Here is a 21,922-nt window from a genome sequence, read left to right as displayed (position 1 = left end):
GCGCTACATTCAAGTGTGGTCTAGACCACAGCGCGCCAGTTCAGAGCAGGTCAGTCTCGCCGCCTCTTTTGGAGAGAACCGCCATGAGACGCACCAGAAAACGACTACTCAGCGCACTTACCGTGCTACTCCTCGCCGCCGGGCTCCTGGTGGCCGCGGGAAGTCCGGCGATGGCGGCGGGCCGCCTCCGCGCCGCCTTCACCTTGACCGGCACCACCGGTGAGTACACCGTCACCAACCCCAGCAGCGAAACCGTCGCCGACTGGTCCATCACCTTCACCGTCCCCGCCGGCGTGACCGCCACGAGCGGCTCCAACGCCACGGTTTCCCAAGCGGGCAACCAGGTCACCCTCGTTCCGGCGTATTACATCAAATCCCTCGCGCCGGGCCGTTCGACCTACCCGTACAGCCCGTCGTTCAGGCTCAGTTCCGCGGTCAACCCGACCACGTGCCGGATCGACGACGCCAACTGTGACGGTTCGGGCGACACGCCGCCGTCGACGCCGGCCAACCTGCGCCTCGTGGCGAAGACGACCACGACCGCCGCGCTGGCCTGGAACGCGTCGGTACCGGGCTCGCTGCCCGTCGCCCGTTACGACGTCTACCAGGGCACCACGCTGGCGGCTTCGGTCACCGGCACCGAAGCGAGGATCACGGGGCTGACGCCGAACACGGCGTACAGCTTCACCGTCGTCGCCAAGGACCGGAAGGACGCCAAGTCTCCGGCCACCCCCGCCCTGGCGGTCACCACCAACAACCCGGGCGACGACACCCAGGCGCCGACGGCACCGTCGAACCTCCGCTCGACCGCGGTCACGGCGAGTTCCGTCGCCTTGGCGTGGAACGCCTCCACCGACAACACCGGCGTCGTCTCCTATGACGTCTACCGTGGCACGACCCTCGCCACCACGGTGACCGGGACGACCGCGACGGTGACCGGTCTTTCACCGTCCACTTCGTACAGTTTCACGGTCAAAGCCCGTGACGGCTATGACAACGTCTCCGCGGCGAGCGCCGCCGTCAGCGCTCGCACCGGCGACATCGTGAACGGGTACGCCCGGGTCGGTTACTTCGTCCAGTGGGGCATCTACGGCCGCCAGTTCTTCGTCAAGAACCTGGTGACCAACGGATCCGCGAGCAAGCTGACGCATCTGCTGTACGCCTTCGGGAACATCGACCCGGTCAACCACACCTGTCTTTCGGGTGTCACCAAGGGAACGACGTCGAATCCCCAGGACCCGAACCAGGGTGACGGCGCGGGCGACGCGGAAGCCGACTACTCGAGGCCGATGTCCGCGGCGCAGTCCGTCGACGGTGTCGGCGACACCGGCTGGGAAACGTTGCGCGGCAACTTCAACCAGCTGAAGAAGCTCAAGGTCAAGAACCCCAACCTGAAGATTCTCATCTCCTTGGGCGGCTGGACCTACTCGAAGTACTTCTCCGACGTCGCGGCCACGGCCGCGTCACGGCAGAAGTTCGTCGCGTCGTGCATCGACACGTACCTGAAGGGGAACGTGAAGGCGTACGGCGGCGCCGGCGGGCCGGGCACGGCCGCGGGCATCTTCGACGGCATCGACATCGACTGGGAGTGGCCGGGCAGCCCAGACGGGCACCCCGGGAACCACTGGAGTGCCAACGACAAGACGAACCTGACCGCCCTGCTGGCCGAGTTCCGCACACAGATGGACGCCTACGGCGCCACCACCGGCAAGCGGTACGAACTGCAGGCGTTCACCCCCGCCGACCCGGCGAAGGTGAGCGGCGGCTGGGAGATCCCGAAGATCTTCGACTACCTCGACGTCGCCAACGTGCAGGGCTACGACTTCCACGGCTCGGGCAGCGACAACTCGTGGGAGCCGAACCGCACCGGCCATCAGGGGAACCTGTACGCCGACGCGGACGACCCGTACAACTTCAAGTTCAGTGTTGAGTCGGCGATCAACGCCTACACCAATGCCGGGGCCAATCCACGGAAACTGACACTCGGCCTCGCCTTCTACGGGCGAGGGTGGCAAGGGGTCGCGGCCGGCGCGAAGAACGGTGAATGGCAGAGCGCGACCGGAGCCGCGCCCGGCCAGTTCCCCGAGGAAGCAGGTACCCGTGGCTACGCGAATCTCCTGGCCAGTGTCCCGAACTGCACCGTCCAGCACGACACCACGGCCGTGGCCACAGCGTGCTACACGGGCAATGGCGGGCAATGGTGGACCTTCGACGACGCCTGGTCCATCCAGCAGAAGGTCGCCTGGCTCAAGACCAGAGGACTGCTCGGAGTCATGGCATGGGAGATGTCCGGTGACACCGGATCCCTCATGACCACAGTGGACAACTCGCTGAAGTAGTGATCACTGAAGGCCTTCTTGCCTACCTTGAGGGCAGGGTCGAGGTCTTGCAGGTCAGGCGGTTGATTCGTCGCTGCGTGAGCACACCGGTCGCGGAGCTCGATCATCAGATACCCCGCCGTACACCCGAGTGGGGAGGATTTGGGACGTTCGACCCCCCGAATCCTCCCCACTCGGCCCTTACAGGCACTAGCGATGCCAAGCCCGGATCACCAACAGCAGCGCAGAGCAGCAGCTCCGCGACCCGCCGGGCCTTCACCTTCTCCGCGGTTTGCTGCACAGTGTGCCTGTGACTCCTGCGAACGACGACCGCATCCTGATCATCGTCGGCTCCTACACCGCCGCGAGCGACGGCAACGGCGAAGGTATCGGCACCTTCTGGCGAGACGGGCGGACCGGGGCGCTGACCCCGGCGGGCTCGCTCGCGCTGGACTCGCCGAGCTGGCTGACCCCGCATCCCACACTGCCAGTGCTCTACGCCGTGAACGAGACGGCCGAAGGGGCGATCACCGCCGTGGCGGTCGCCGAAGACGGCACCCTGGAGGCCCTGAACTCGCTGCCGACCGGCGGCGCGGATCCATGCCATCTGGCGATCACTCCCGACGGCCGGTACCTGTTCTGCGCCAACTACGGCAGCGGAAACCTGGCCGCGTTCGCGCTGGGTCCGGACGGGTTGCCCACCGTGCGTACGGTGCTGGTCCAGCACGAAGGCACCGGCCCCGACGCCAGGCGGCAGGAAGCCGCTCACGTCCACATGGCCGTGGTCGACGAGAGCGGCACACTGGTCAGCGCGGTCGACCTTGGCACCGACGAGATCCGCAGCTACCGCCTCAGCGAGAAAGGGGACCTGGTCCCCGTCGCGGTGTCGGCACTGCCCGCGGGGACCGGCCCTCGGCAGCTGGTCCGGCGCCCGGGCACGAACCACGCGTACGTCGTCGGCGAACTGGCCGCGTCGCTGGTGACGGTGCGCGAAGAGCCGCCGGGCACGTTCACCGTGGAGAACTCCGTCCCCGCGACGCTCGAGCCCGGTCACGACAACCTCCCGGCGCAACTGGAACTGTCCGGAGACCGGCTGTTCTTGTCGAACCGGGGACCCGAAACGATCACGGAGTTCGGTCTCGACGGCGTAACTGTCGCCGACCACAGGACCGGCGCATGGCCGCGGCATTTCTCCGTTGTCGGCGACCATTGTTATGTCGCGGCACAGAGCGCCGACATGATTCAGGCCTACGAACTCGCGACCTGGACTCTGATCGGCAGTTATCCCATCGGGAGCCCGGCGTTCGTTGGCCCCTGGCGGCACTGAAACAGGCCACGACGCGATGATGTCGAGCCCGTACGCTCCACTGTCCCGGTCACCGAAACCGCGTGCCGTCGTCGAATGTGGTCCCTATTCGACTCCGAACATCGGCTGTACCGACGAACGGCAAGACGCGATCGCCGCGTATTCACTTTCCCTAGCCTGGTACCTCACGCGCGACGTGAAATACGCGACCAAGGCGATCCGGATCATGGACGCTTGATCCGCCGTGCTGAAAGATCGCACGAACAGCAACGCGCCCTTGCACTCGGCGTGGTCGGCCTCCTCGTTGCCGCGCGCGGCGGAGACTGTCAAGCCCACTTACCCGAGCCGCTTTGGCACCATGCTCCGAAACGTGTACCTGCCCGAGGTGATCAACAGCAGTCACGGCAACGGGAACTGGGAACTGGGAACTCAGCATGACCGAGGTCGCGATCGGCAGCGGCCTGCACACCCGCGACAAGATCGCGAAATACCAGCAAAGCCAGACGACGTTCGTCAACGGCCTCTCACAGGAGACCTGTCGCGACTTCACCCACACCGGCTACGGTCTCGCCGCCGTCGCGAACTTCGCCGAGACCACTTGCATTCAGGGCCAGGACCTCTACCCGGAGATCGCCGACCGCCTCCGCGAAGGCCTCGGCTTCCACGCGAAGTACCAGATGGGCGCGGCCATCCCGTCGTGGCTGTTCGGTGGCAGCCTGAAGCTCGGCCTCGGCCCGATCACCGAAGTCGGCTACAACCACCTCGGGCACACCATGAGCAACACCGAGGCCCTCACCCTGCGCCAGCGCCCCGCGGGCCCCGACGGCCTGTTCGTGTCCTGGCAGACCCTCTCGCACGCGGACGACCCACAGTGACTCCGTGAGGGCCGCCTGATTGCGGCAGGGCGGCCCTCACGGTCCGTTTTCGCAGGTCAGACATACAGTTACCCCTGGTTGCAAGCCCGGTTTCGGGACCCGCTAAAGTACTCACATCGCACTCCACGGAGCGCGGGTCCGGGCTGTGGCGCAGTTTGGTAGCGCACTTGACTGGGGGTCAAGGGGTCGCAGGTTCGAATCCTGTCAGCCCGACCGGAACGAAGAACCGCTTGATTTGGACGAAAGTTCGGGTCAGGCGGATTTTTCGTTATGCCGCAAGAGATTTACGGTGCACACCGAGGCAAGCGCTTGGGACCACGTGGGGACCAGATCGATTTCAGGGCTCCTGGCGCACTTGACTGAGGCAAGATGGAGTCAGCGAGCCTACTTCGAACGGGTGGATCCTGCTGATCAAGCGTGATTAACCACGTCGGCGCCGCACGCGGCAGTCTCCCCGCGGAGGTGAACAATTCCTACGCACTGTCACCACACGTTCACGTGCCGTCATGAGAGAATGGCAATGATATCGGCGGGTCGAGTTGCCTGGCCCGCCCACGCCGCGCGATGCGCGGCCATTGCTCTATCGAGAGGAAGGGCAAACGTGTCGTGATTGGCGGGCGAGTCGACTGTGGGCCGAAGGCTCCCCTCGCCTCGTCTGACGCGGCGAGGGACGCCTTCGGGACCCGTTCACGCGCGGCCTGAATATCTACAAAGGTCATATTTTGTGGCCAAATGCTCGATCAAGACCCGCGCAAATGGCTTGAATCAGACACCCGCGTCCCGAAAGTGTCCTTTGTGGATAGTCAAGGAGGGTCTGGTCTCCCAACCGAGCCCGTTGCCGCCGCGAACCCGCCATGCCCTGTTTGACTTACCCCTCAATATCCCGAATCGCCCTCACGACCCCTCGGGTCGGGCCGGTGGTCCCGCCAGTCACGCGAAACCGCCCAGCAGTAGGTAGCCAAGGCGCGGTTGACGCCAACCCGAACCGCCACTCACGACCCGAGCACTAGGCGCGGACGTCGAGGGAGATCGCGGCCCGCACCTTCTTCTCCAGTTCGTCCAGTTCGCCGGGGGTGACGGCGTCGATGAAGAAGCTCACCGAGCGGTCGTCGGAACTGGCCAGCGGCCTCAGTTTCGTGCCGCGCGGCTGGTGGACCAGGACCGCGCGGAGGGTGGGGGCGTCCTCCGGGGCGCCAGGCAGGATGTCCGGCCAGACGCCGCTGGAGCCGATCCACACCGGGTCGACGTCCGGCCAGTCGACGAGGACGTCGGCCAGTTCGCCGGTTTCGTGCTCGAGGTAGACCTGCCGGGCGTAGCGGCTCGGGCTCGGGTACGCCGCCTGCTCGCCGAGGGCGATGCGGATGATCTCCGGTTCCAGCGGGGCACCGGTGGCCAGTTGGTAGAGCACCAAGAGCCCGTCGCCGGGAGTGCGGCCGGCGATCTCCATCAGCCGGGGGACGCCATCGGAGCCGACCCGCCATTCGGAGTGCGCGATGCCGTCGGCGAACGCCAGTTTGCCCAGTAGCGCGCGGTTCGCGCCGAGCACGCTGTCGCGGACGCCGTCGTCGGCGGTGGGCACGCTGTGCGCGAGTTCGACGAACGTGCGGGCGTGCGAATCGGTGGTCTCCTTGCCGGTGACCGACGCGAAGATGACTTCGCCTTGCTGCACAAGGCTTTCCACCGAGTACTCCGGGCCGTCGACCTTCTGCTCCACCAGGACGACCTCGTGCCCGGGGTACTCGGCGAGACGACGGCGCAGCTCACCCTCGTCGCGGACCGTCTCCACCCCGGAACTCGACGCGCGGCCGGCGGGTTTGACCACCGCCGGATACGTGACGCCGGACAGATCGGTGGTGTCGCGGTCGCCCGCCGGGATGGTCAGCGACGGCGGGCTCAGCTCCGGCGCGTACCAGCGTTGCAGGAACTTGCTGCGGCACGCGCGGCTGGCGCGCAGTCCGGGCGACGGGACGCCGAGCGCGTCGCACAGCAGGCCGGTCGGTTCGGCCAGGTAGTCGCCGACGGCGTAGGCGCCGACGATGTCGTACCTGGCTCGCCAGGCGGTGGCCTGCGCGACCGCGCCGGCGAGAAAGGCGCCCTGCACGGTGAAATCACCGGAGACGTAGCCGATCTCGGTGATCTGCGAGGCCGGGTTGTCCTGGTCGCCGACCGCCGCTGTCGCCTGGTCGCGGTAGGACTCGGCGGTGATCACCAGGACACGCAGGCCGCGCCGGGTCAGCTCGCCGAGGTAGAGCGGATTGCGCCGGATCACCGGGAACGAGCCGGTGAGGATGACGGCGCCGGGCTTGTCGGTGGACGGGGTCATACTGCCTCCTCGCTGGTCGGTTCAGGAATCGGTGACGTGGATCGGCAGGCCCTGCCCGGCAAGGCGATCCAGCCAGCGTTCCGCGGTTGCCGGATCGGGTGCGCCCTGGACCAGGCCCGCAGGCAGGTTTCCGTCGAGCAGTTCGCCGATGCCGAGGGCGAGCGGCAAGGACACGCAGCGCGCCATGGCGCTGGCCCCGGGGTCGCCGACGAGATCCAGCGAGTACCGGCCGGACCAGGCGCGCCCGTCCTCGCCGCGGGCGGAAAGCTCCACGGCCAGCACGACGCGGTCGCGGTCCTGCGCACCCGTCGGGTAGCGGGCGGCGAGTTCGGCGGCCAGCTCGGTGATCCGGTCCGAATCACCCTCGCGCAGTTCGGCGAACACGTCCGCCCACGCGTCCAGCCAGCCGTCCAAGCGCAAGGTGCCGCGGACGAAAGCGTCCAGCCGCCAGGTTTCCGGCAGCCCGTACTGACGGATGTAGGGCAGGCTGTCGCGGTTGGGATAGACCTCGAACCGCTCACCGTCGAGGTCCAGCGGCCGCGCCACCTCCCACGGCCGGTCGGCGACCTGCTTGTCCCCCGCCTCGACGTAGTGCGCCGGCGTGAGCAGCGCGGTGAGCACGCCGCGCGGCGCCCAGCTGAACCGGTAGCGGAAGTCGTTCGGTTCCGCGGGCACCCCGCCGCAGTAGGAGGTGAACGCCGCGGTGGCGCGCGAGTCCTGGCCCAGTGCCCGCGCCGCGCGCGTGACCAGGACGTCGGCGAAGAGATGGTCGATGCCCGGGTCGAGTCCGATCTCGGTGAGCACGGTCAGCCCGGCACCGGACGCCTTGTCCGCGTCGGCGCGGATCTCGTCCGACGCGTAGCTGCTGCACGCGAAGTGCGCACCCTTGTCCAGGCAGATCCGCAGCAGCCCGGGGTGTTCGGTGCCCGGCAGCATCGAGACGACGACGTCGCCCGCGGTGACCTCGGCGGCGAGCGCCTCGGGAGTGAACGCCCGCGGCTCGCCCTGAGCGCCGAGCCGGTCCAGGCAGGCGGCGGCCTTGGCTTCGGTGCGGCCCCAGACCAGCACGCGGGCCCGCTCGGCCAGGGTGGTCAGGCCGGGTCCGGTGGACAGTCCGGTGCCGACCCAGTGCACGGCCGGGGTGTCAGACATGGTCTTCCTTCCGATGGAGGTCGTGGCTTTCGCGGGCGGTGGTGAACGCGGTGACGGCGCGCCGCCAGACGTCGGAATCGCCGAGGGCGGTCAGATGCGGGGCCAGATCCGCGGCGAAGTCCACGGTGGCCTCACGGGGCAGCAGCGACGGCAGGTTGTCGATGGCGATCACGTCCAGCCCGTCGAGCCGGAGCACCGGCTCCTCCCAGGTGGTGGTTTCGTCGTAGATCGGCAGCGCGTGGGCGGGCGAGCCGACGTCGCAGGTGACGTCGGCGACGATGGACAACCGCCGCGGGCGGCGCAGTGTCTCCGCGGTCAGGAACGGGGTGATCGGGCCGGTGGCGAGTACCGCGTTGACCAGGATGTCGTGGTCGAGCAAGGCCGTCACGTCGAGGTCCTTGGTCTCTTCCAGGTCCCAGCGGGTCACTTCCGCGCCCGCCGCGGTGAGCGCGTCCCCGGCGCCACGGCCGCAGCGGCCGAGGGCGCCGATCACCAAGGCGCGCACAGGTTTCCCGTCCGCGATCAGGGCTTTGTCGAGGTCCTCACGGGTGCCGGGTTCCAGCGGCTTACTCAGTTTGCCGCGGTGCCGCAGGACGGCGAGCGCGGCGCCGATATACCCGGCCCAGTACCCGAAGGCGGCGACCCGGCGGCCGTGGTCGTCGACGAGGCTCTCCAGATCCAGCAGGGCCCCACCGCCGTCGGTGAAGCGGCGCAACAGCTCACGCGCGCCGGGCTGGTTCTTGTAGGCGTGCCCGAAGAAGATGTGCCGATGCCGCAGCGCGTCGGGCTGATCGGGCAATTCCTTCAGCCCCAGCACATGGACGTCGTCCGGGGCGTCGGGCCAGCTTCCCGCCGGGACGAGCGCGCAGCCCGCGGCGGCGTACTCCTCGTCGGCGAACACCCGTCGCGGCGACCGTTCCACGCTGACGGCGACGCCCCCGCGGACCAGGTCCCCGGCCGAATCCGGGGACAACGGCGCGCGCCGCTCGGTCGACCGGAACTCTTCGCGCATCAGCAACTTCAACTCGGTCACAACACCAGCTCCGCACTCTCGTCTTCGGTGGACTCGGCCGCCGCGAGGTCGTTTTCGACGTCGCGAAGCAGCGGCTGCTCCAGAAAGTAGGCGAAAGAGGCGTAACCGCGCCAGATCCGGTGCCATTCCCCCGCGACGGCCGATTCGCCGCTGGTGCGCCGCACGCGGTCGAGGTACGCGACGATGATGTCGGCGGCCTGTTTGGCGTGTCCGGCGGAGAAGTTGTCGATGGTCAGGTGCGCCTGTTCGTAACAGTCGTCGAAACCGTGGTGGCGCAGCTTCTGGATCTCGTGCAGCCGCATCTCGCCGGAGCCGAACATCTCGATGGCCAGGTTGTAACCCAGGATCTCGTTGTAGAAGCGGTCCGGGAACAAGCACATCGACAGCTGCTGCAACGCGAAGCCGTACATGTCGTCGGGCAGTTCGTCCTGGTCGGCGAACTCCTCGGTGCGGATATGCGGCAGCTCCCTGCCCTGGCTGACCATCGCGCGGCGGGTGAGCGTGAGGTGGTTCTTGCGCAGGTCGCCGTTGCCCATCTCGTCGGCGTGGATGCGGAACAGCATCCCGTCGCTCTCCCGCTCGCGGCGGCCCAGCCTGCCGACGCGGTGCAGCCAGGCGCCGTCGATCAGATAGGTCAGCTGGTAGGTGCTCTGCCGGAACAGCACCTCGTCGGCGTCCGGGACCTCCTCCAACGGCTTGTACGGGTCGACCAGCTTCTCCCAGTAGATCTTCTCCGCCCGCGCGTAGAGGGCGTCGGCGTCGTAGTCGAAGAAGCTGGCGTCGGTGTAGCGGCCGCCCGCGCCGTGCACGAACAGCACCTGAGCGTCGGCGAAGCACCGCTCCGCGCGTTCGATCGCCACGGGCAACGTGTTGGCGTGGTTCTCGATGGTGATCAGCCGGTAGAACAGGTCGCGTTCGTCGGACGGCGGCGAGTCGTCGAACACGACGTCGTCCGGCGCGGCCTCGGTGATCGCGGCCGACCAGCGGGCGGCGGCGTCGTCGCCCACGGTGTTGAGCCGTACGGTGATCGACGGCCGGTCGCCCTTGTGCACGGTCGCGACCCACTCGGCGAGCACGGCGGCTTCCCGCTCGTCGAAGATGCCGAACATCGGCCCGCCGAACCGGGTCGCGGCGAGGAACCAGCAGTCCCCGTCCGGTTGTTCGGCCAGGTACGGGGATTCCCGGAAGTCGGTGAGGAACGCGGCGAGCACGGCGGGGTCGGCACCACCGGCGGCGCGGCCGAATTCGGCGAACACGTCCACCAGCCGCCGCTCGCCCAGCGCGACCCGGCCGTGCTGCCGTCCGGCCAGCGGCGCGTGCCGGGAGATCACCTGGGCGACCTGCGACTCCAGCGTTTGCGCGCGGCGGAACTCGGCCAGTTCGGTGAGCAGGCCGGCCTGGTCCCGTTCGAGTGACAGTGTCAGCGCGACCGCGGCCAGTACTCGTTCGCGGTCTTCCGGGCTCGCCTGCCCGGCGTATTCGGCGAGCAGGGCGTCGAGGTCGCCCGCTCGGATCGGCGGCGGCGTACCCAGCAGCTTGTCGTCGACGCCCAGCCGGTGGAAGGCGTGGTGCAGGCCGACGACCTCGGGCAGGAAGTTGCCAGGCAGCACCGAAAGCGCCAGCGGGAAACAGGCGAGCAGGACTGTCGCGGGCCGGGCCCCGGCACGGTCGAGGAAGTCCGCGGCGGCGATGTCCGGCAGCGCCGCTCCGGCGTCTTCCAGCGCCCGGGCCCGGCGGTGCTGGGTGGATGCGAGCGGGTCGCCGCCCCCGGCGAGGTCGAAGTGGTGGGCGAACAGGCGGTTCACCACCACGGCGGGCTGGGTGGCCGGTTGCGAGACCGTGTCCAGCCAGCAGCCGTCGAGCAACGCGAGCACGCCGCGCTGACGCAGCAGATCCACGCGGATCTCCGGTTCGGCGGTGGCGACGGCGTCCAGCACCGGGGCGAGATCGGCGCGAGCCTGTTCGACGAGTTCGGCGACAGCCGCGGGCAGGTCTTCGACGGGCTCCCTGCGGGCCTGGCCCAGGAAAGCGTGCAGGACCCGGCGGGCGAGCAGCAGTGTCGCCTCGGATTCGCGCTCCTGCAACAAGGTCCGGAAGATCTCGTGCGGGCCCGCGGCGATCACCGCGTCGACGGCGTCACCGGTGCCGGGTGTGAAGTGGAAAGGCTTACGTGGCAAAGACGTCGTGGTGTCGTCGGGGACGAGGGTCGGCTCAACGGCCATCGGTCGCTCCTTCCGGTTTGCGGACCAGGACCCCGGCGCGGGAGCCGGGGACGCTCGACGCCAGCAGGTAGTGCCCGCCGGGGCGGACCCGTCCCGCCGCCTCGCGGTCGGCGAGGTTGATCAGCGGGTCCGCGGCGAAGCAGTGGCCGATCCGGGTGATGTTCGTGGTGTCCAGCTGGGCGGGGGCGAATCCGGCTTGCCGTTCTTTCATCACCAGCAGCGGCAGGTAGATGTTGGCGTGCAGCAAGGCATCCAGGTCCCGGGTGTCGATACCGCGGGTGCCGAGGAGCTGCTCGTTGACCTGCTTGGCGAGATCGGAACTGATCTCCGAAGACCAGTCCAGCGACGCGGTTTCCTGGGCGGACGCGCATCCGAGCACCTCGTAGGCGTCGCTCTCGGCGCCGACCAGGCAGGCGGCGGCGCCGTCGCTGAACAACGCGTAGCCGGTGATCCGGGTGTTCTCGTCGAACACCCTGTCCGCGGTGACGACCAGGATCCGGCGGAAGCGGCCGACGGCGACCAGTGCGGTGGCGACGTCCAACCCGGACAGCAGATTGACGCAGCGGCCCATGCTCACGCCGTAGACGGGGATGTCGCCGAGACCGAGCCGGGTGAGCACACCGCGGATGAACGCGCCGTGCCCCTCCGCCGGACCGGGCAGGTAGGTGGAGCAGAACACGAGGGCGTCGACCTCGCCCGGGTCGGTCCCGGTGGTGCGCAGGGCTTCCGTGCCCGCGTCGACGGCGAGGTCGTCCAGTCCGCGTTCGGTGCGGAAGACGCTCCCCCAGCCCCACATCCGGGGTTCGAGGGCGAGCCCGTACTCCTCGGCCTTGGCTTCCAGACCGGGCAGGTCCGCGTGGTCGATCTCCTGTTCCCCGAGCACATATCGAGGATCGCTGAGGAACACCGTCATCAGATCACCTCCACGTGCGTCGCGGCTTCGGCGTGCGCGCGCAGCAGCGACACGACCGGCTCCGGATCCGGATCGAAGTAGAAGTGCCCGCCGGGAACGCGATGCTGCTCCGGCGGCTCGGCGCACTCCTTGTCCCAAGGCGCGACCTGGGCGTCGCCGACGTGCGGGTCCTCGGTGCCGACGATGACCGAGACGCCGATCTCCAGCGGAGGCGCCGGCCGGTAGCGGTAGCCCACGGCCAGGTCGAAGTCGGCCTTGAGACCGGGCAGCAGCAGATCCAGCACGTCCTTGTCGGCGACGACGTCGGGCGGGAACTGTCCGAAGAAGGCCAGCGCCTCGGCGAATTCGGCGCCTTCGAGCCCGGCGATCCCGCGCACCCGTTCCGAGGGCAGCAGCGAGGGGCCGGAGATCCCGGACGCGGTGAGATGGCCGACGGCGTGGACGTCACGCAGCCTGCGGGCGACCTCGAAGGCGAGCAGCCCGCCGAAGCTGTGGCCGAACAGCTGCGCCGGCCGCGGGTCCCGGCCGACCTCGTCGGCGATCGCGTCGGCGATCCGGTCGGCGAGGTCGTCGAACACCGGGAGCGGTTCGTGCGCGCGGTGCGCCTTGCCCGGCGGGCAGACCGCGACGACGTCGGCGTGGTCGTCGAGACGCGGTTGCCAGTCGAGGTAGGCGCGAGGATCGCCGCCCGCGTAAGGGAAACAGAAGACCCGGGCGGGGCGATCACCGCCGCGGGTGAGGAACCAGTCGGGCACCGGGGTGTCTCCTCTCGGGATCAGAGCGCGAAGGATTCGGTGGCCGAGACGGCCGGGTCGCCGGGGCGTACGTGCAGTTCCCCCCGGCCCGGCCGGAGCACCACCGCGGCGACGGTTCGGTCGCGGCGGATGTCGCCGTTCCCGGCGACGCGCACCGGATCCTGGGACAGCAGCGCGAAATGGTCCTCTGTGGACGCTCGCGCCGGAAGCCGGTCGAGCCCCGTGCGGCAGGCCTTCAGGCGCTGCACGGAGAAGTTGCGGGCGAACACGGTCAGCTCGTCGCGCGGTGCGAGGTCCGGATGCAGGAAATGGTTGGTATGCGTCGATTCCGCACCCTCGGTCACCCGGACGTCGTCGTCGGCGACCTCCACCCAGGCAGTCGTTTTCGCGTCGCACAAGGTCAGCGACCGCGAACTGGCCAGCCGCAGGCCGCGCAGCGCGTCCAGTGCCTCGGCGACGGTGTCGCAGGTGTCCAGCAGATGCCGGATCGCCAGATACGGCGACAGCCCGTGCCGCCATTTCCCGGCCAGCACCAGGTTCAGCCCCACGGCGAGCCCGGCGTTGTTGACGCCGAGGTAGCCGAGCAGGCCGCCGAAGCTGAGCACCAGCGACCGCCGCGTCCCGGCTCGCACGTCCAGGACGGCGATGTGGTCGTCGAGGTCGCCGTTGAGGTCGACGGTCTGTGCCAGCACCGGTTCGGCTCCGGTCCGCGCGTAGGTGGTGCAGTCGCCCATCGTCGGCAGCTTCTGGTAGCCGAGCACCTCGCGGCGCACCTGCAGCAGCACCGCCTCCTCGTGGGCGATGCCCGCACCGTCGGCCAGGCCGCGGATCTCCGCACCCAGTTCTGGGGTCTGTTCGTCGATGGCGTCGGCGTACGCGGCGAGGTCCGGGCGCAGCGCGTCGAGGGTCAGCGGATCGGGCGAGAGCGCGTTGAGGCGGGCGAGCCGGTCGCCGAGGAAGCCCCGCAGCCCGGTCGCGAGCGCCTCGCCATGTGCCCGGCCGCGGGCGAAGGCGTCACCGGGGGCATGTACCAAGGGAATGGTCACGAGCCACGCTCCTTGCCCTTCCTGCCCGCGAGCAGGGTGGCCGCGACCTCGGGCCATTCGGCGCGCAGGACGCTGTAGAAGACGGCGTCCCGGCGGCGGTTGCCCGGCATCGGGTTGAAGCTGCGCAGGATGCCCTCCTCCGCCGCGCCGATGTTGCGAAGTCCCTGGCGGGCCTGCTTGTTCAGCGCGTCGGTCTTGAACTCGACCCGCTCGGCGCCCAGGTGCTCGAAGGCCTCGCGCAGCATCAGGTACTTGGCCCAGTGGTTGACGCCCTTGCCGTGGAATTTGGTGCCCAGCCAGGACCAGCCGATCTCCAGCCGTCCCGCGGCCTGGTTGATGCTGCAGAAGCTCATGCTCCCCGCGATCAGCCCGGACGACAGGTCGGTGATGACGTACACGACCCGGTCCCCCGCGGCCTGGTCGGCGACAGCGGCGTCGAAGAACGCGTCGAACTGTTCGTCGGTCTCGATCAACTGCACGAAGTAACGCCAGATCGCCGGGTCGAGCGCGTGCGTGCGCAGTGGCTCGCGGTCGGTCTCGGCGATCGGGCGCAGTACCACGTGCTCGTCGGCCAGTTCGGTCCGGGCGAGGTCCGCCCAGTTCTGCTCGGTCACTTCGTCACCGCCCCGGCGAGGGCGTCGGTGACGTCGCGCAGGGTGCGCATGGCGGCCACGTCCGGCTCGGTGAAGGCCTCCAGGCCGACTCCGGTGTCATCGCAGGCGGACATCAGGAACATCACCTTCTGCATCGAGGTCAGGCCGTAGCCGTCCGCGAGGTCGCGGTCCGGGTCGAGTTCGGCGGGTTCGACCGGCCTGCTCAGCACCCGGGACAGGTTGTCCCGCACCGTGTCGTCGATGGTGGTCTGGTCAGCAGACATGAACGCTCCCTTGGTCGTCGTGGATCTCGTCGTGGTAACGGTCGGCGATCCGCGACCGCACCGGTTTGAACTGTGAGGTGAGCAGCCCGTTGCCGACACCGAACGGTTCGGCGGCGACGACCACCTTGCGGATCTGCTCGTCGGCGCCGAAAGCGGCGTTGGTACGGGTGAGCTGCTCGGTGATCGCCGCCTTGTCGGCGGGCAGCGACGCCGGGGACACCACCGCCACCAGATAGGTCTCGGCGGGGCAGAACAGCACGCATTCGGCGATGGCCGGGCTGGTGCGCATGTGGTCCTCCACCGGGCGCACCACCACTTTCCGCCCGTTCTCGAGCACGATCACGTCGTCGGCCCGCCCGTTGATGTACAGGTAGCCCTCTTCGTCCAGTTCCCCGAGATCGCCGGTGCGAACCAGACCGGGCGCCGGGAACACCCGTTCGGAGGCGCCGGGCGGGGCGAACTCGTAGCGGTCGCAGACCGGGAACCGGCTGCGCACGCTGACGACGCCTTCGTCGTCGATGAGCACTTCCTTGTGCGGCAGCACTTTGCCGACGCTGCCGGGCCGGTGCGCGCCCGGATGGTTCTTCGTGACCACGCAGGTCTCGTTGAGCCCATAGCCCTCGTAGATGGGCAGCCCGGCGTCGGTGAAGAACCGGAGGACGTCCTCGGCGGCCGGCGCGGAGCCGGTCCACAGGTAGCGGACGCGGTCGCCGAACACCCGGCGGGCGCCTTCGGTCAGCGCCTCGGACGGCGGGGTCTCCGGACCGGTCCGCTCGACCTGCCGCTCGATGTAGGCCTTGGCGGTGGCGAAGAACCCCGGCACGCCCATCACCACGGTGGGCTTGACGCGGCGCAGTGTGGGGAACGCGGCTTCGTAGGTGCTCAGGGTGACGTCGTGGCCGTAGTGCAGCGCCGAGTAGACCCAATACCGCTGCTGCAGAACGGACAACGGCAGGAAGACGAACAGGTTGTCCTCGGCGCCGTGCTCGAAGATCTCCTGCACGGCGGCGATCCCGGCGTCGATGCTGCCGACCGAGGCGGTCATGCCCTTGGGCTCGCCGGTGCTGCCCGACGTGAGTTTGAGGGTGGTGAAGTCGTCCGGGCCGTAGCGCACCGGGTCGGGCGGGACCGCGGCCTGATCGGCGGCCAGCGTGCGGACGTCGGTGAGTGGCTGCACCCGATCGCCTTCGCCGTCGGCGAAAAGCAACGTCAGGCCGTACCGGACGGCCAGCGCCGGGTCGGGGTCGAACTTGGCCGGGTCGAAGCCGACGGTCACCGCGCCGACGCGCAGGGCCGCCAGGTCCAGCAGCACCCATTCCAGGCAGTTGGGCGCCAGCACCCCGACCCGGTCGCCGCGCCGGACGCCCAGATCGACGAGCGCTCGGGCGAGCCTGCCCGCCATCTCGTGCACCTCGCGCAGGTCGACGTCTTCGGTGCGGTCGAGCCGGGCGATGTACAGCCGGTGCCCCGGTTCGGGTGGGGTGGTGGTGATGCTGTTCAGCACCTCGGCCGTACCGGTGGAACGCGGCGTGGTCGGAGTCTCGGTGGTGGTCATCGGCGATCCCCCTTCCGTGGGGCGGCGGCGATTTTGGCGGCCATGCGGCGCACGGTGTCCAGTTCGGGCAGCCGGTCCAGCGTGAAACCGACCCCGAACCGTTTCCGGACACCCGCGAAGATGCGGGCCGCGGCCAGCGAATCGCCGCCGAGGTCGAACAGGGTCGTGGTGGCGGACGGGGCGTCGGCCTTGAGGACCTTCGCCCAGAGCTGCGCGACTTCGCGCTCCAAATCGGTGTCCGGCGGCGCCTCGGCGACGGACACCGCGTCCGGCTTGTGGTCCTGCAGTTTGGCTCGGTCGACCTTTCCGTTGCGGGTCAACGGGAACGCGTCGTGCCAGTACACGCCGGACGGCACCATGTACGGCGGCAGCACGTCACGCAACTGCTCGCCGAGTTCGTGGGAGCTGGGGCGGGCTTCCCCGGTGGGCACGAGGTGCGCGACCAGCCGGGCACCGCGTGCGCCGGACTCGCGGGCCACCACGGCTCGGCGGACCGTGTCCAGGGCGACCAGCCGGGTCTCGACCTCACCCGCCTCGATGCGATAGCCGTTGACCTTGATCTGGAAGTCCGACCGGCCGAGGATCTCGATCTCGCCGGTGGGCAGCCAGCGGCCCAGGTCCCCGGTGCGGTAGATCCGCTCGCCGCGCGCCGGGTCGTCGAAGAACCGTTCGGCGGTACGCTCCGCGTCCTGCCAGTAGCCGCGTGCCAGGCCGGTGCCCGCCGCGCAGATCTCTCCGGTGACCCAGTCCGGCAGGTCGCGGCCCGCCGCGTCGAGCACGTAGGCCCGGTTGTTGGCGTTCGGTTTGCCGTACGGGATCGACTCGGTGCCGTCCTCGTGCTCGCCGACCGGATGCGAGATGTTCCAGATGGTCGTCTCGGTGGGCCCGCCCAGCGAGATCACGTCCACGCCGGGACGCATCGCCCGCAACGCGGCGGGCAGCGCCGGCGGCAGCCGGTCACCGCTCATCATGACCAGCCGCAACGTCTTCAGCGATCCGGCGCCGTCGGCCTCGGCCTGTTCGAGCAGCAACCCGGCGATGGCGGGCACCGAGTTCCACACGGTCACCCCGGCCTGACCGCACAACCGCAGCCAGTGCGCCGGGTCGGCGGCCTGGTCGGCGTCCGGCAACACGACCGCTGCCCCGGCCGCCAGCGCGCCGAAGACGTCGTAAACGGACAGGTCGAAGGAGAACATGCTGATGCCGAAGAACCGGTCGGCGGGGCCGATGCCGAAGCGGCTGTTGCAGTCCGCGACGACGTTGGCGACCGCTCTGTGGGTCACCATGACGCCCTTGGGCCTGCCGGTGGTGCCGGAGGTGTAGAGCACGTACGCCACATCGTCCGGATCGGCGTCGGGCAACGGTTCCACCGGCTCGACGGCCTCGGCGGGACGCGTCAGGTCGAGACCCAGTACTTCGCGCTCGCCGTCGGTGTATCCGGTGTTGGTCAGGACGAACCGGGTGCCGCCGTCGGCGAGCATGAGCGCGCGCCGTTCGGCGGGCAGTCCGGCGTCGACCGGCAGATACGCCCCGCCGGCGAGCACGATGGCGAGGATGCCCGCGACGTGCTCGGGTCCGCGAGTCATCACCAGCCCGACCGGCTCGTCGCGGCGGACTCCGCGGTCACGCAGCCACCGCGCGGCCCGCTGGACGTGCGCGTACAGGTCGCCGTAGCTGACCTCGGCCGCAGCGGTGATCACCGCCGGAGCGTCCGGAGTGGCCGTCGCCTGGGCCAGGAACCGTTGCGGGAGGAGGGGGTCCGGGATCTCGGTCGCGGTGTCGTTGACGGCGGCGCGACGGGCGCGCTGGTCGTCCGGGCGCAGGTCGAAGATCCGCCGGGACCAGGCGTCCGGGTCCTGGAGCTCGCCGAGCAGCCGCTGGTAGCCACCGACCAGCGCGTCGACCAGGCCCTCGGGGAACAGTTCGTCGACGCTGTCGAACTGCACGACGACCCCGCCGTGCTGTTCGAAGGGCGACACGTCCAGCCATACCTGCGGAGTCTGGCTCTCGGTGTGGACCTCGGGGCCGAACAGTTCCATCGCGGACCCGTCGGCGCCCTCGTACCCGATGGCACTGTTGAAGGTGTACGGCATCCGGGCGTCGGCGCCGTCCCGGCGGGCCAGTTCACGCAGGACGTCGATGCCGGAGAAGTGCCGGTTGTCCAGCGACTCGCGCAACGACGCCTGGATGGCGCGGGCACGGTCGGCGAATCCGGCACCGGCGTCCGGCGCGGCCTGGACCAGCATGGTCTCGCCGAAGTTGCCCAGCGCGGTGTGGATGCGCGGGTGGATCGGCGGCCGGTTGGCCACGGTGGTGTTGAGGGTGAACCGCTCCCCCGCGCCCCAGCAGGTCAGCACTTCGGCGTAGACGGCCAGCAGCAGTCCAGACGGCGTCAGCCCGTGCTCGGCGGCCCGCTCCTCAAGGACAGTCCATTGTGGACTGTCGAGGCGGGCGAAACGCGCGGTGAACCGGGCTTCGGTGATCGAAGACGGACTGGTCCGCAACGGCAGGTCCGGATGCGGCGCGAGGTCGTCCAGTCGGGCCAGCCAGTACTCCTTGGACCGCTTGGCGGGAGCCCGGTCGCGAGCCCGTTCCTGAGCGGCGACGAAATCCGCGAACGCCGCCTCTTCTTCGGGCTCGCCGGCCTCTCCGGTGTACGCGGCGTGCCACTGCTGGAAGAACAGGAAGATGCTGATCGCGTCGAGGATCAACCCGTCGTGATCGACGTGCAGCAGCATTTCCTCGTCGGAGAGCAGGGTGACCGCGACGGCCAGTAGCGGTGCCTCGTCGGCGGGCAGGCTGCGGTGGGCGCGTTCGGCGCGTACGGCCTCCCGATGCGATTCCTGCTCCTCGGCGGGCTTTCCGCGCAGGTCGTACCGGACGATCGGCACCTTCGCGGCACGCTGCACGATCTGCGTCCCGTCCTCGGTGAACCGGGTGCGCAGGATGCCGTGCCTGGCCACCACCTCGTTCAGCGCCGATTCCAGCTTGCCGACGTCCCAGCCGCCGGAGATCTCGTGGTAGACGTGGCTGGCCGAGCCGATCTCCACCTGCTGGTCGCGGCCGATCAGGTAGCCGCGCTGCAAAGCCGTCATCGGCGCCCCCGGCGGGGTGTCGAGGTAGCCGACCAGTTCGGCCTTGTGTGCCTTGACCTTCGCCACCAGGTCGGCGTCCATCCGCTCGCGCGGCCCCTGCAGCTTCAGGTCGGAACCCGAGAGGCTGACGTTGAGCCCGCGCGCACGCAGTTCCCGCAGTACCTGGGCGGTGGTCTCTCGTTCGGTCGTCGTCATCGGCTCACCTCCGCGTGCTTGCGCACGACGTCTTCGGGCAGCTCCTCGGCCAGGATGACGGCGAGGCCTGCGACGTCACCGCCGTTGAGCAGCGTCTCCAGCGGGACGTCGGCGTCCAGCCGGTCGGTCAGCTGGTACTGCAGCGCGACGGCCTGCATCGACTGCATGCCCAGTTCGGTCAGGGAAAGGTGTGCCACCGGCTCGTCGGCGGGCAGCCTCAGCACCTCGCGCACGACGCCGGAAAGCCACGGCAGCAGCGGTGACTCTTCCTGAGGTCGTTTCCCGAAGAAGGTGCGACCGGCGAGAGTCGCGGCGGTGCCCGCGGGCACCAGTTCCACGTTATGCGGCCAAGTTCGCTCGGCGGGCAGGCCCAGCGCTTCGGCGAGGGCACCCGCGAACCGGGGCACCACCGGCGTTGCGCAGGTGGCCAGCAACCGGGCCGCCGCCACCTCCAGCGCGAGGGCGGTACGCGCGTCGTCGGCCCAGTCGCCGACGTGCGCGGCGGCCGACTCCCTGGCGGCGAACGCGCGGGTGTCCTCGACCAGGCCGAGCAGTTCGGCGGCGGCGGAGTTCAGCGAGAACCCGTCGGCGCCCAGCGAACGGGTCAGCGCGGCGAGCCGCTCGGTGAGCCGGGCCAGGAACGCCGTGTGCTCCGGCGTCCAGACACCGGCGTCGGGGACTTTGCCGTCGTGGTCGCGGGCCAGGCGTTCGCCCAGGCCGGCGAGCCAGCCCTGCCACTCACCTTCGAGTGTCTCGCGGGTGAAGACGTCGAACTCGTCCGGGTCGAAGTTGGTGCGCCTGCCCTCCGGGCGGGTCAGCGCCAGGTAGAGCCGGTACGCGTCCGCGGTCTCCGGGCCGAGCACGTCGCGTCCCCACACCGCGTGGCGGCGGCTGGTGGAGAACTTGCGCTGCTGGAGCAGGTAGAACTCGTTGATGTGGTAGTCGATGTCGGGTTCCCAGCCCGGATGCGCCGCCCGATAGAGCGCCGGGACGACGATGGGGTGGAAGAAACTCCCGTCGGCGCCGAGGAAGTGCACGATCTTCCAGTCGGCGTCCGGATCGGCGGTCCGCCAGTCGTGGCCGGTGAGCGCGCCGATGCCGTGCAGGATGCTGTAGGCGTAGTCGATCCACGACCACACCACCTGTCCGTCCACATCGGACTCGACGGGCGTCAGTCCCCAGTCGGCGGGATGGGTCAGCGGGACCTCGACCGGTCCGCGGGACAGCACGCGAGCGGCCAGTTCCTTGACCGAGGCCGGAACCCGGCCCTTGCGGTGGTGGTCACGCACGTAGTCGGCTAGTTCGTGCAGGGCGAGCTGATAGCGGCGCACGGTGCCGCGCCGGGGCGAGGCGCCGGATTCGGCCGACACCGGGTTCCCGAGATCGGCGACGGAGTTGGGTTCCTTGCAGCCCTCGCAGATGTTGCCGCCGGTGGTCTCCCCACAGGACGGGCAGGTGCCGGTGACGCCGGCTTCGTAGAGGTACCGGCCCGATTCCGGGTCGAACAACGCGTCGGCCTCGGCGAGGCGCACCGTGTCGGAGGCGGCGAGCTTGCTGAAGAACCGGCGCAGGCCGTCCGGGTAGGTGTCGTCGGTGCTGGTGGCGGTGAACTGGTGGACCTCGATGTCCATGGCCGCGAGGGCTTCCCGGATCCGGCCGCTGTAGTGTTCGGCGGTTTCCAGCGGGGTGCGGCCTTCCTTGGCCCCGGCCGCGGCGACGTAGTTCTGGTAGTCGTCGCTTCCGCAGACGTGCCAGGCCTGGACGCCGTTCATCCGCTGGAACCGGGTGTAGGCGTCGGCGGCGAAGAACGGCCCCGCCAGGTGACCGAGGTGCAGATCGCCGTTGGGGGTGGGCGCGGAAGAGAACACGAAGACCGGGCGCCGATCGAAGCGGCGGCGCACCGACCGCCCCGCGGCCGCCACGGCACGGGTGGTGTCGCGCCAGAAGAACGACGCCAGCACCAGGTCGGTCTCGCCGTTGTTGGTGACGTAATGGGTCTCGAACGGGTCGAAGCGCACCACGGCCCCGGCCTCGATCCGGTGCTCGGCGCCGTCGACGACCAGGTCGCCGGCACCCGCGACGAGCACCCACACCTCGGTCTCGTCGTGCTGGTGGGTCAGCGACCGCACCCCGGGCGCCACCCGGCCCCAGGACGCGCCGACGCCCAAGTCCGCGGCACCGCCCGGATCCAATGCGGCCACGTCGATACCGAACGCCCGGCTCAGGTTCTCGCCGGTGAACGTACTGATGTCCACGA

At 69.5% G+C, this 21,922-nt stretch carries 14 protein-coding genes, 1 tRNA gene and 1 pseudogene; 4 read left to right on the top strand and 12 right to left on the bottom strand.

What is annotated here, in order from left to right; translation table 11 throughout:
• Positions 1–170: 170 nt before the first annotated feature.
• The 4 genes and pseudogenes from ACM6LU_RS17715 (at position 171) to ACM6LU_RS17700 (ending at position 4,712) form a co-directional block, all read left to right on the top strand.
• On the top strand, positions 171–2,339 hold the full coding sequence (locus tag ACM6LU_RS17715) for a glycosyl hydrolase family 18 protein (protein ID WP_414939148.1): 2,169 nt from the start codon (positions 171–173) through the stop codon (positions 2,337–2,339).
• 289 nt (positions 2,340–2,628) lie between these two features.
• Positions 2,629–3,645 carry a lactonase family protein gene (locus ACM6LU_RS17710; RefSeq protein WP_414938809.1) on the top strand — a complete coding sequence of 339 codons (1,017 nt, stop codon included), beginning with the start codon at positions 2,629–2,631 and terminating at the stop codon, positions 3,643–3,645.
• Between the two features lie 7 nt (positions 3,646–3,652).
• Positions 3,653–4,499, top strand: a pseudogene (locus tag ACM6LU_RS17705) (alginate lyase family protein); the annotation flags it as partial.
• A gap of 139 nt (positions 4,500–4,638) precedes the next feature.
• Positions 4,639–4,712: transfer RNA gene (locus ACM6LU_RS17700), tRNA-Pro, on the top strand.
• 793 nt (positions 4,713–5,505) lie between these two features.
• On the opposite strand, the gene ACM6LU_RS17695 is transcribed toward ACM6LU_RS17700, so the two are convergent.
• From ACM6LU_RS17695 to ACM6LU_RS17640, 12 genes are read right to left on the bottom strand one after another with little or no spacing between them, the layout of a single operon-like run.
• Complete coding sequence (locus ACM6LU_RS17695) at positions 5,506–6,822, bottom strand: ATP-grasp domain-containing protein (RefSeq protein WP_414938808.1); 1,317 nt, start codon at positions 6,820–6,822, stop codon at positions 5,506–5,508.
• A gap of 21 nt (positions 6,823–6,843) precedes the next feature.
• Positions 6,844–7,974, bottom strand: a complete 1,131-nt coding sequence (locus tag ACM6LU_RS17690; RefSeq protein ID WP_414938807.1) for a saccharopine dehydrogenase family protein — start codon at positions 7,972–7,974, stop codon at positions 6,844–6,846.
• Complete coding sequence (locus ACM6LU_RS17685; protein ID WP_414938806.1) at positions 7,967–9,007, bottom strand: saccharopine dehydrogenase; 1,041 nt, start codon at positions 9,005–9,007, stop codon at positions 7,967–7,969. Before ACM6LU_RS17685 ends, ACM6LU_RS17690 begins: the two co-directional genes overlap by 8 nt.
• Positions 9,004–11,229, bottom strand: coding sequence for an iron-containing redox enzyme family protein (locus ACM6LU_RS17680; protein WP_414938805.1), 2,226 nt, complete (start codon positions 11,227–11,229; stop codon positions 9,004–9,006). Before ACM6LU_RS17680 ends, ACM6LU_RS17685 begins: the two co-directional genes overlap by 4 nt.
• Positions 11,219–12,142 (bottom strand): hypothetical protein, encoded by a 924-nt coding sequence (locus ACM6LU_RS17675; protein ID WP_414938804.1) that lies wholly within the window; start codon positions 12,140–12,142, stop codon positions 11,219–11,221. The genes ACM6LU_RS17680 and ACM6LU_RS17675 overlap by 11 nt, the downstream gene beginning before the upstream one ends.
• Positions 12,142–12,897: a thioesterase II family protein gene (locus ACM6LU_RS17670; RefSeq protein WP_414938803.1), complete on the bottom strand. Its 756-nt coding sequence runs from the start codon at positions 12,895–12,897 to the stop codon at positions 12,142–12,144. The genes ACM6LU_RS17675 and ACM6LU_RS17670 overlap by 1 nt, the downstream gene beginning before the upstream one ends.
• 20 nt (positions 12,898–12,917) lie before the next feature.
• Positions 12,918–13,943 carry a C45 family autoproteolytic acyltransferase/hydolase gene (locus tag ACM6LU_RS17665; RefSeq protein ID WP_414938802.1) on the bottom strand — a complete coding sequence of 342 codons (1,026 nt, stop codon included), beginning with the start codon at positions 13,941–13,943 and terminating at the stop codon, positions 12,918–12,920.
• Positions 13,940–14,557 carry a GNAT family N-acetyltransferase gene (locus ACM6LU_RS17660; protein ID WP_414938801.1) on the bottom strand — a complete coding sequence of 206 codons (618 nt, stop codon included), beginning with the start codon at positions 14,555–14,557 and terminating at the stop codon, positions 13,940–13,942. The genes ACM6LU_RS17665 and ACM6LU_RS17660 overlap by 4 nt, the downstream gene beginning before the upstream one ends.
• Positions 14,554–14,820, bottom strand: a complete 267-nt coding sequence (locus ACM6LU_RS17655) for an acyl carrier protein (protein WP_414938800.1) — start codon at positions 14,818–14,820, stop codon at positions 14,554–14,556. Before ACM6LU_RS17655 ends, ACM6LU_RS17660 begins: the two co-directional genes overlap by 4 nt.
• Positions 14,810–16,375, bottom strand: coding sequence for an AMP-binding protein (locus ACM6LU_RS17650; protein WP_414938799.1), 1,566 nt, complete (start codon positions 16,373–16,375; stop codon positions 14,810–14,812). Before ACM6LU_RS17650 ends, ACM6LU_RS17655 begins: the two co-directional genes overlap by 11 nt.
• Entirely contained in the window at positions 16,372–19,665 is a 3,294-nt protein-coding gene (locus ACM6LU_RS17645) for an amino acid adenylation domain-containing protein (RefSeq protein ID WP_414938798.1), read from the bottom strand. The genes ACM6LU_RS17650 and ACM6LU_RS17645 overlap by 4 nt, the downstream gene beginning before the upstream one ends.
• A complete protein-coding gene (locus tag ACM6LU_RS17640) occupies positions 19,662–21,920 on the bottom strand; it encodes a class I tRNA ligase family protein (RefSeq protein ID WP_414938797.1) in 2,259 nt (752 codons plus the stop codon). The genes ACM6LU_RS17645 and ACM6LU_RS17640 overlap by 4 nt, the downstream gene beginning before the upstream one ends.
• Positions 21,921–21,922 lie beyond the last annotated feature (2 nt).

Origin of the sequence: Amycolatopsis sp. cmx-11-51 (assembly GCF_047608665.1) — a bacterium.
In the GTDB taxonomy this organism is placed as follows: Bacteria; Actinomycetota; Actinomycetes; order Mycobacteriales; family Pseudonocardiaceae; genus Amycolatopsis.
Note: the sequence above shows the minus strand (reverse complement) of the source record. Positions and strands in the feature narration are given on the sequence as shown.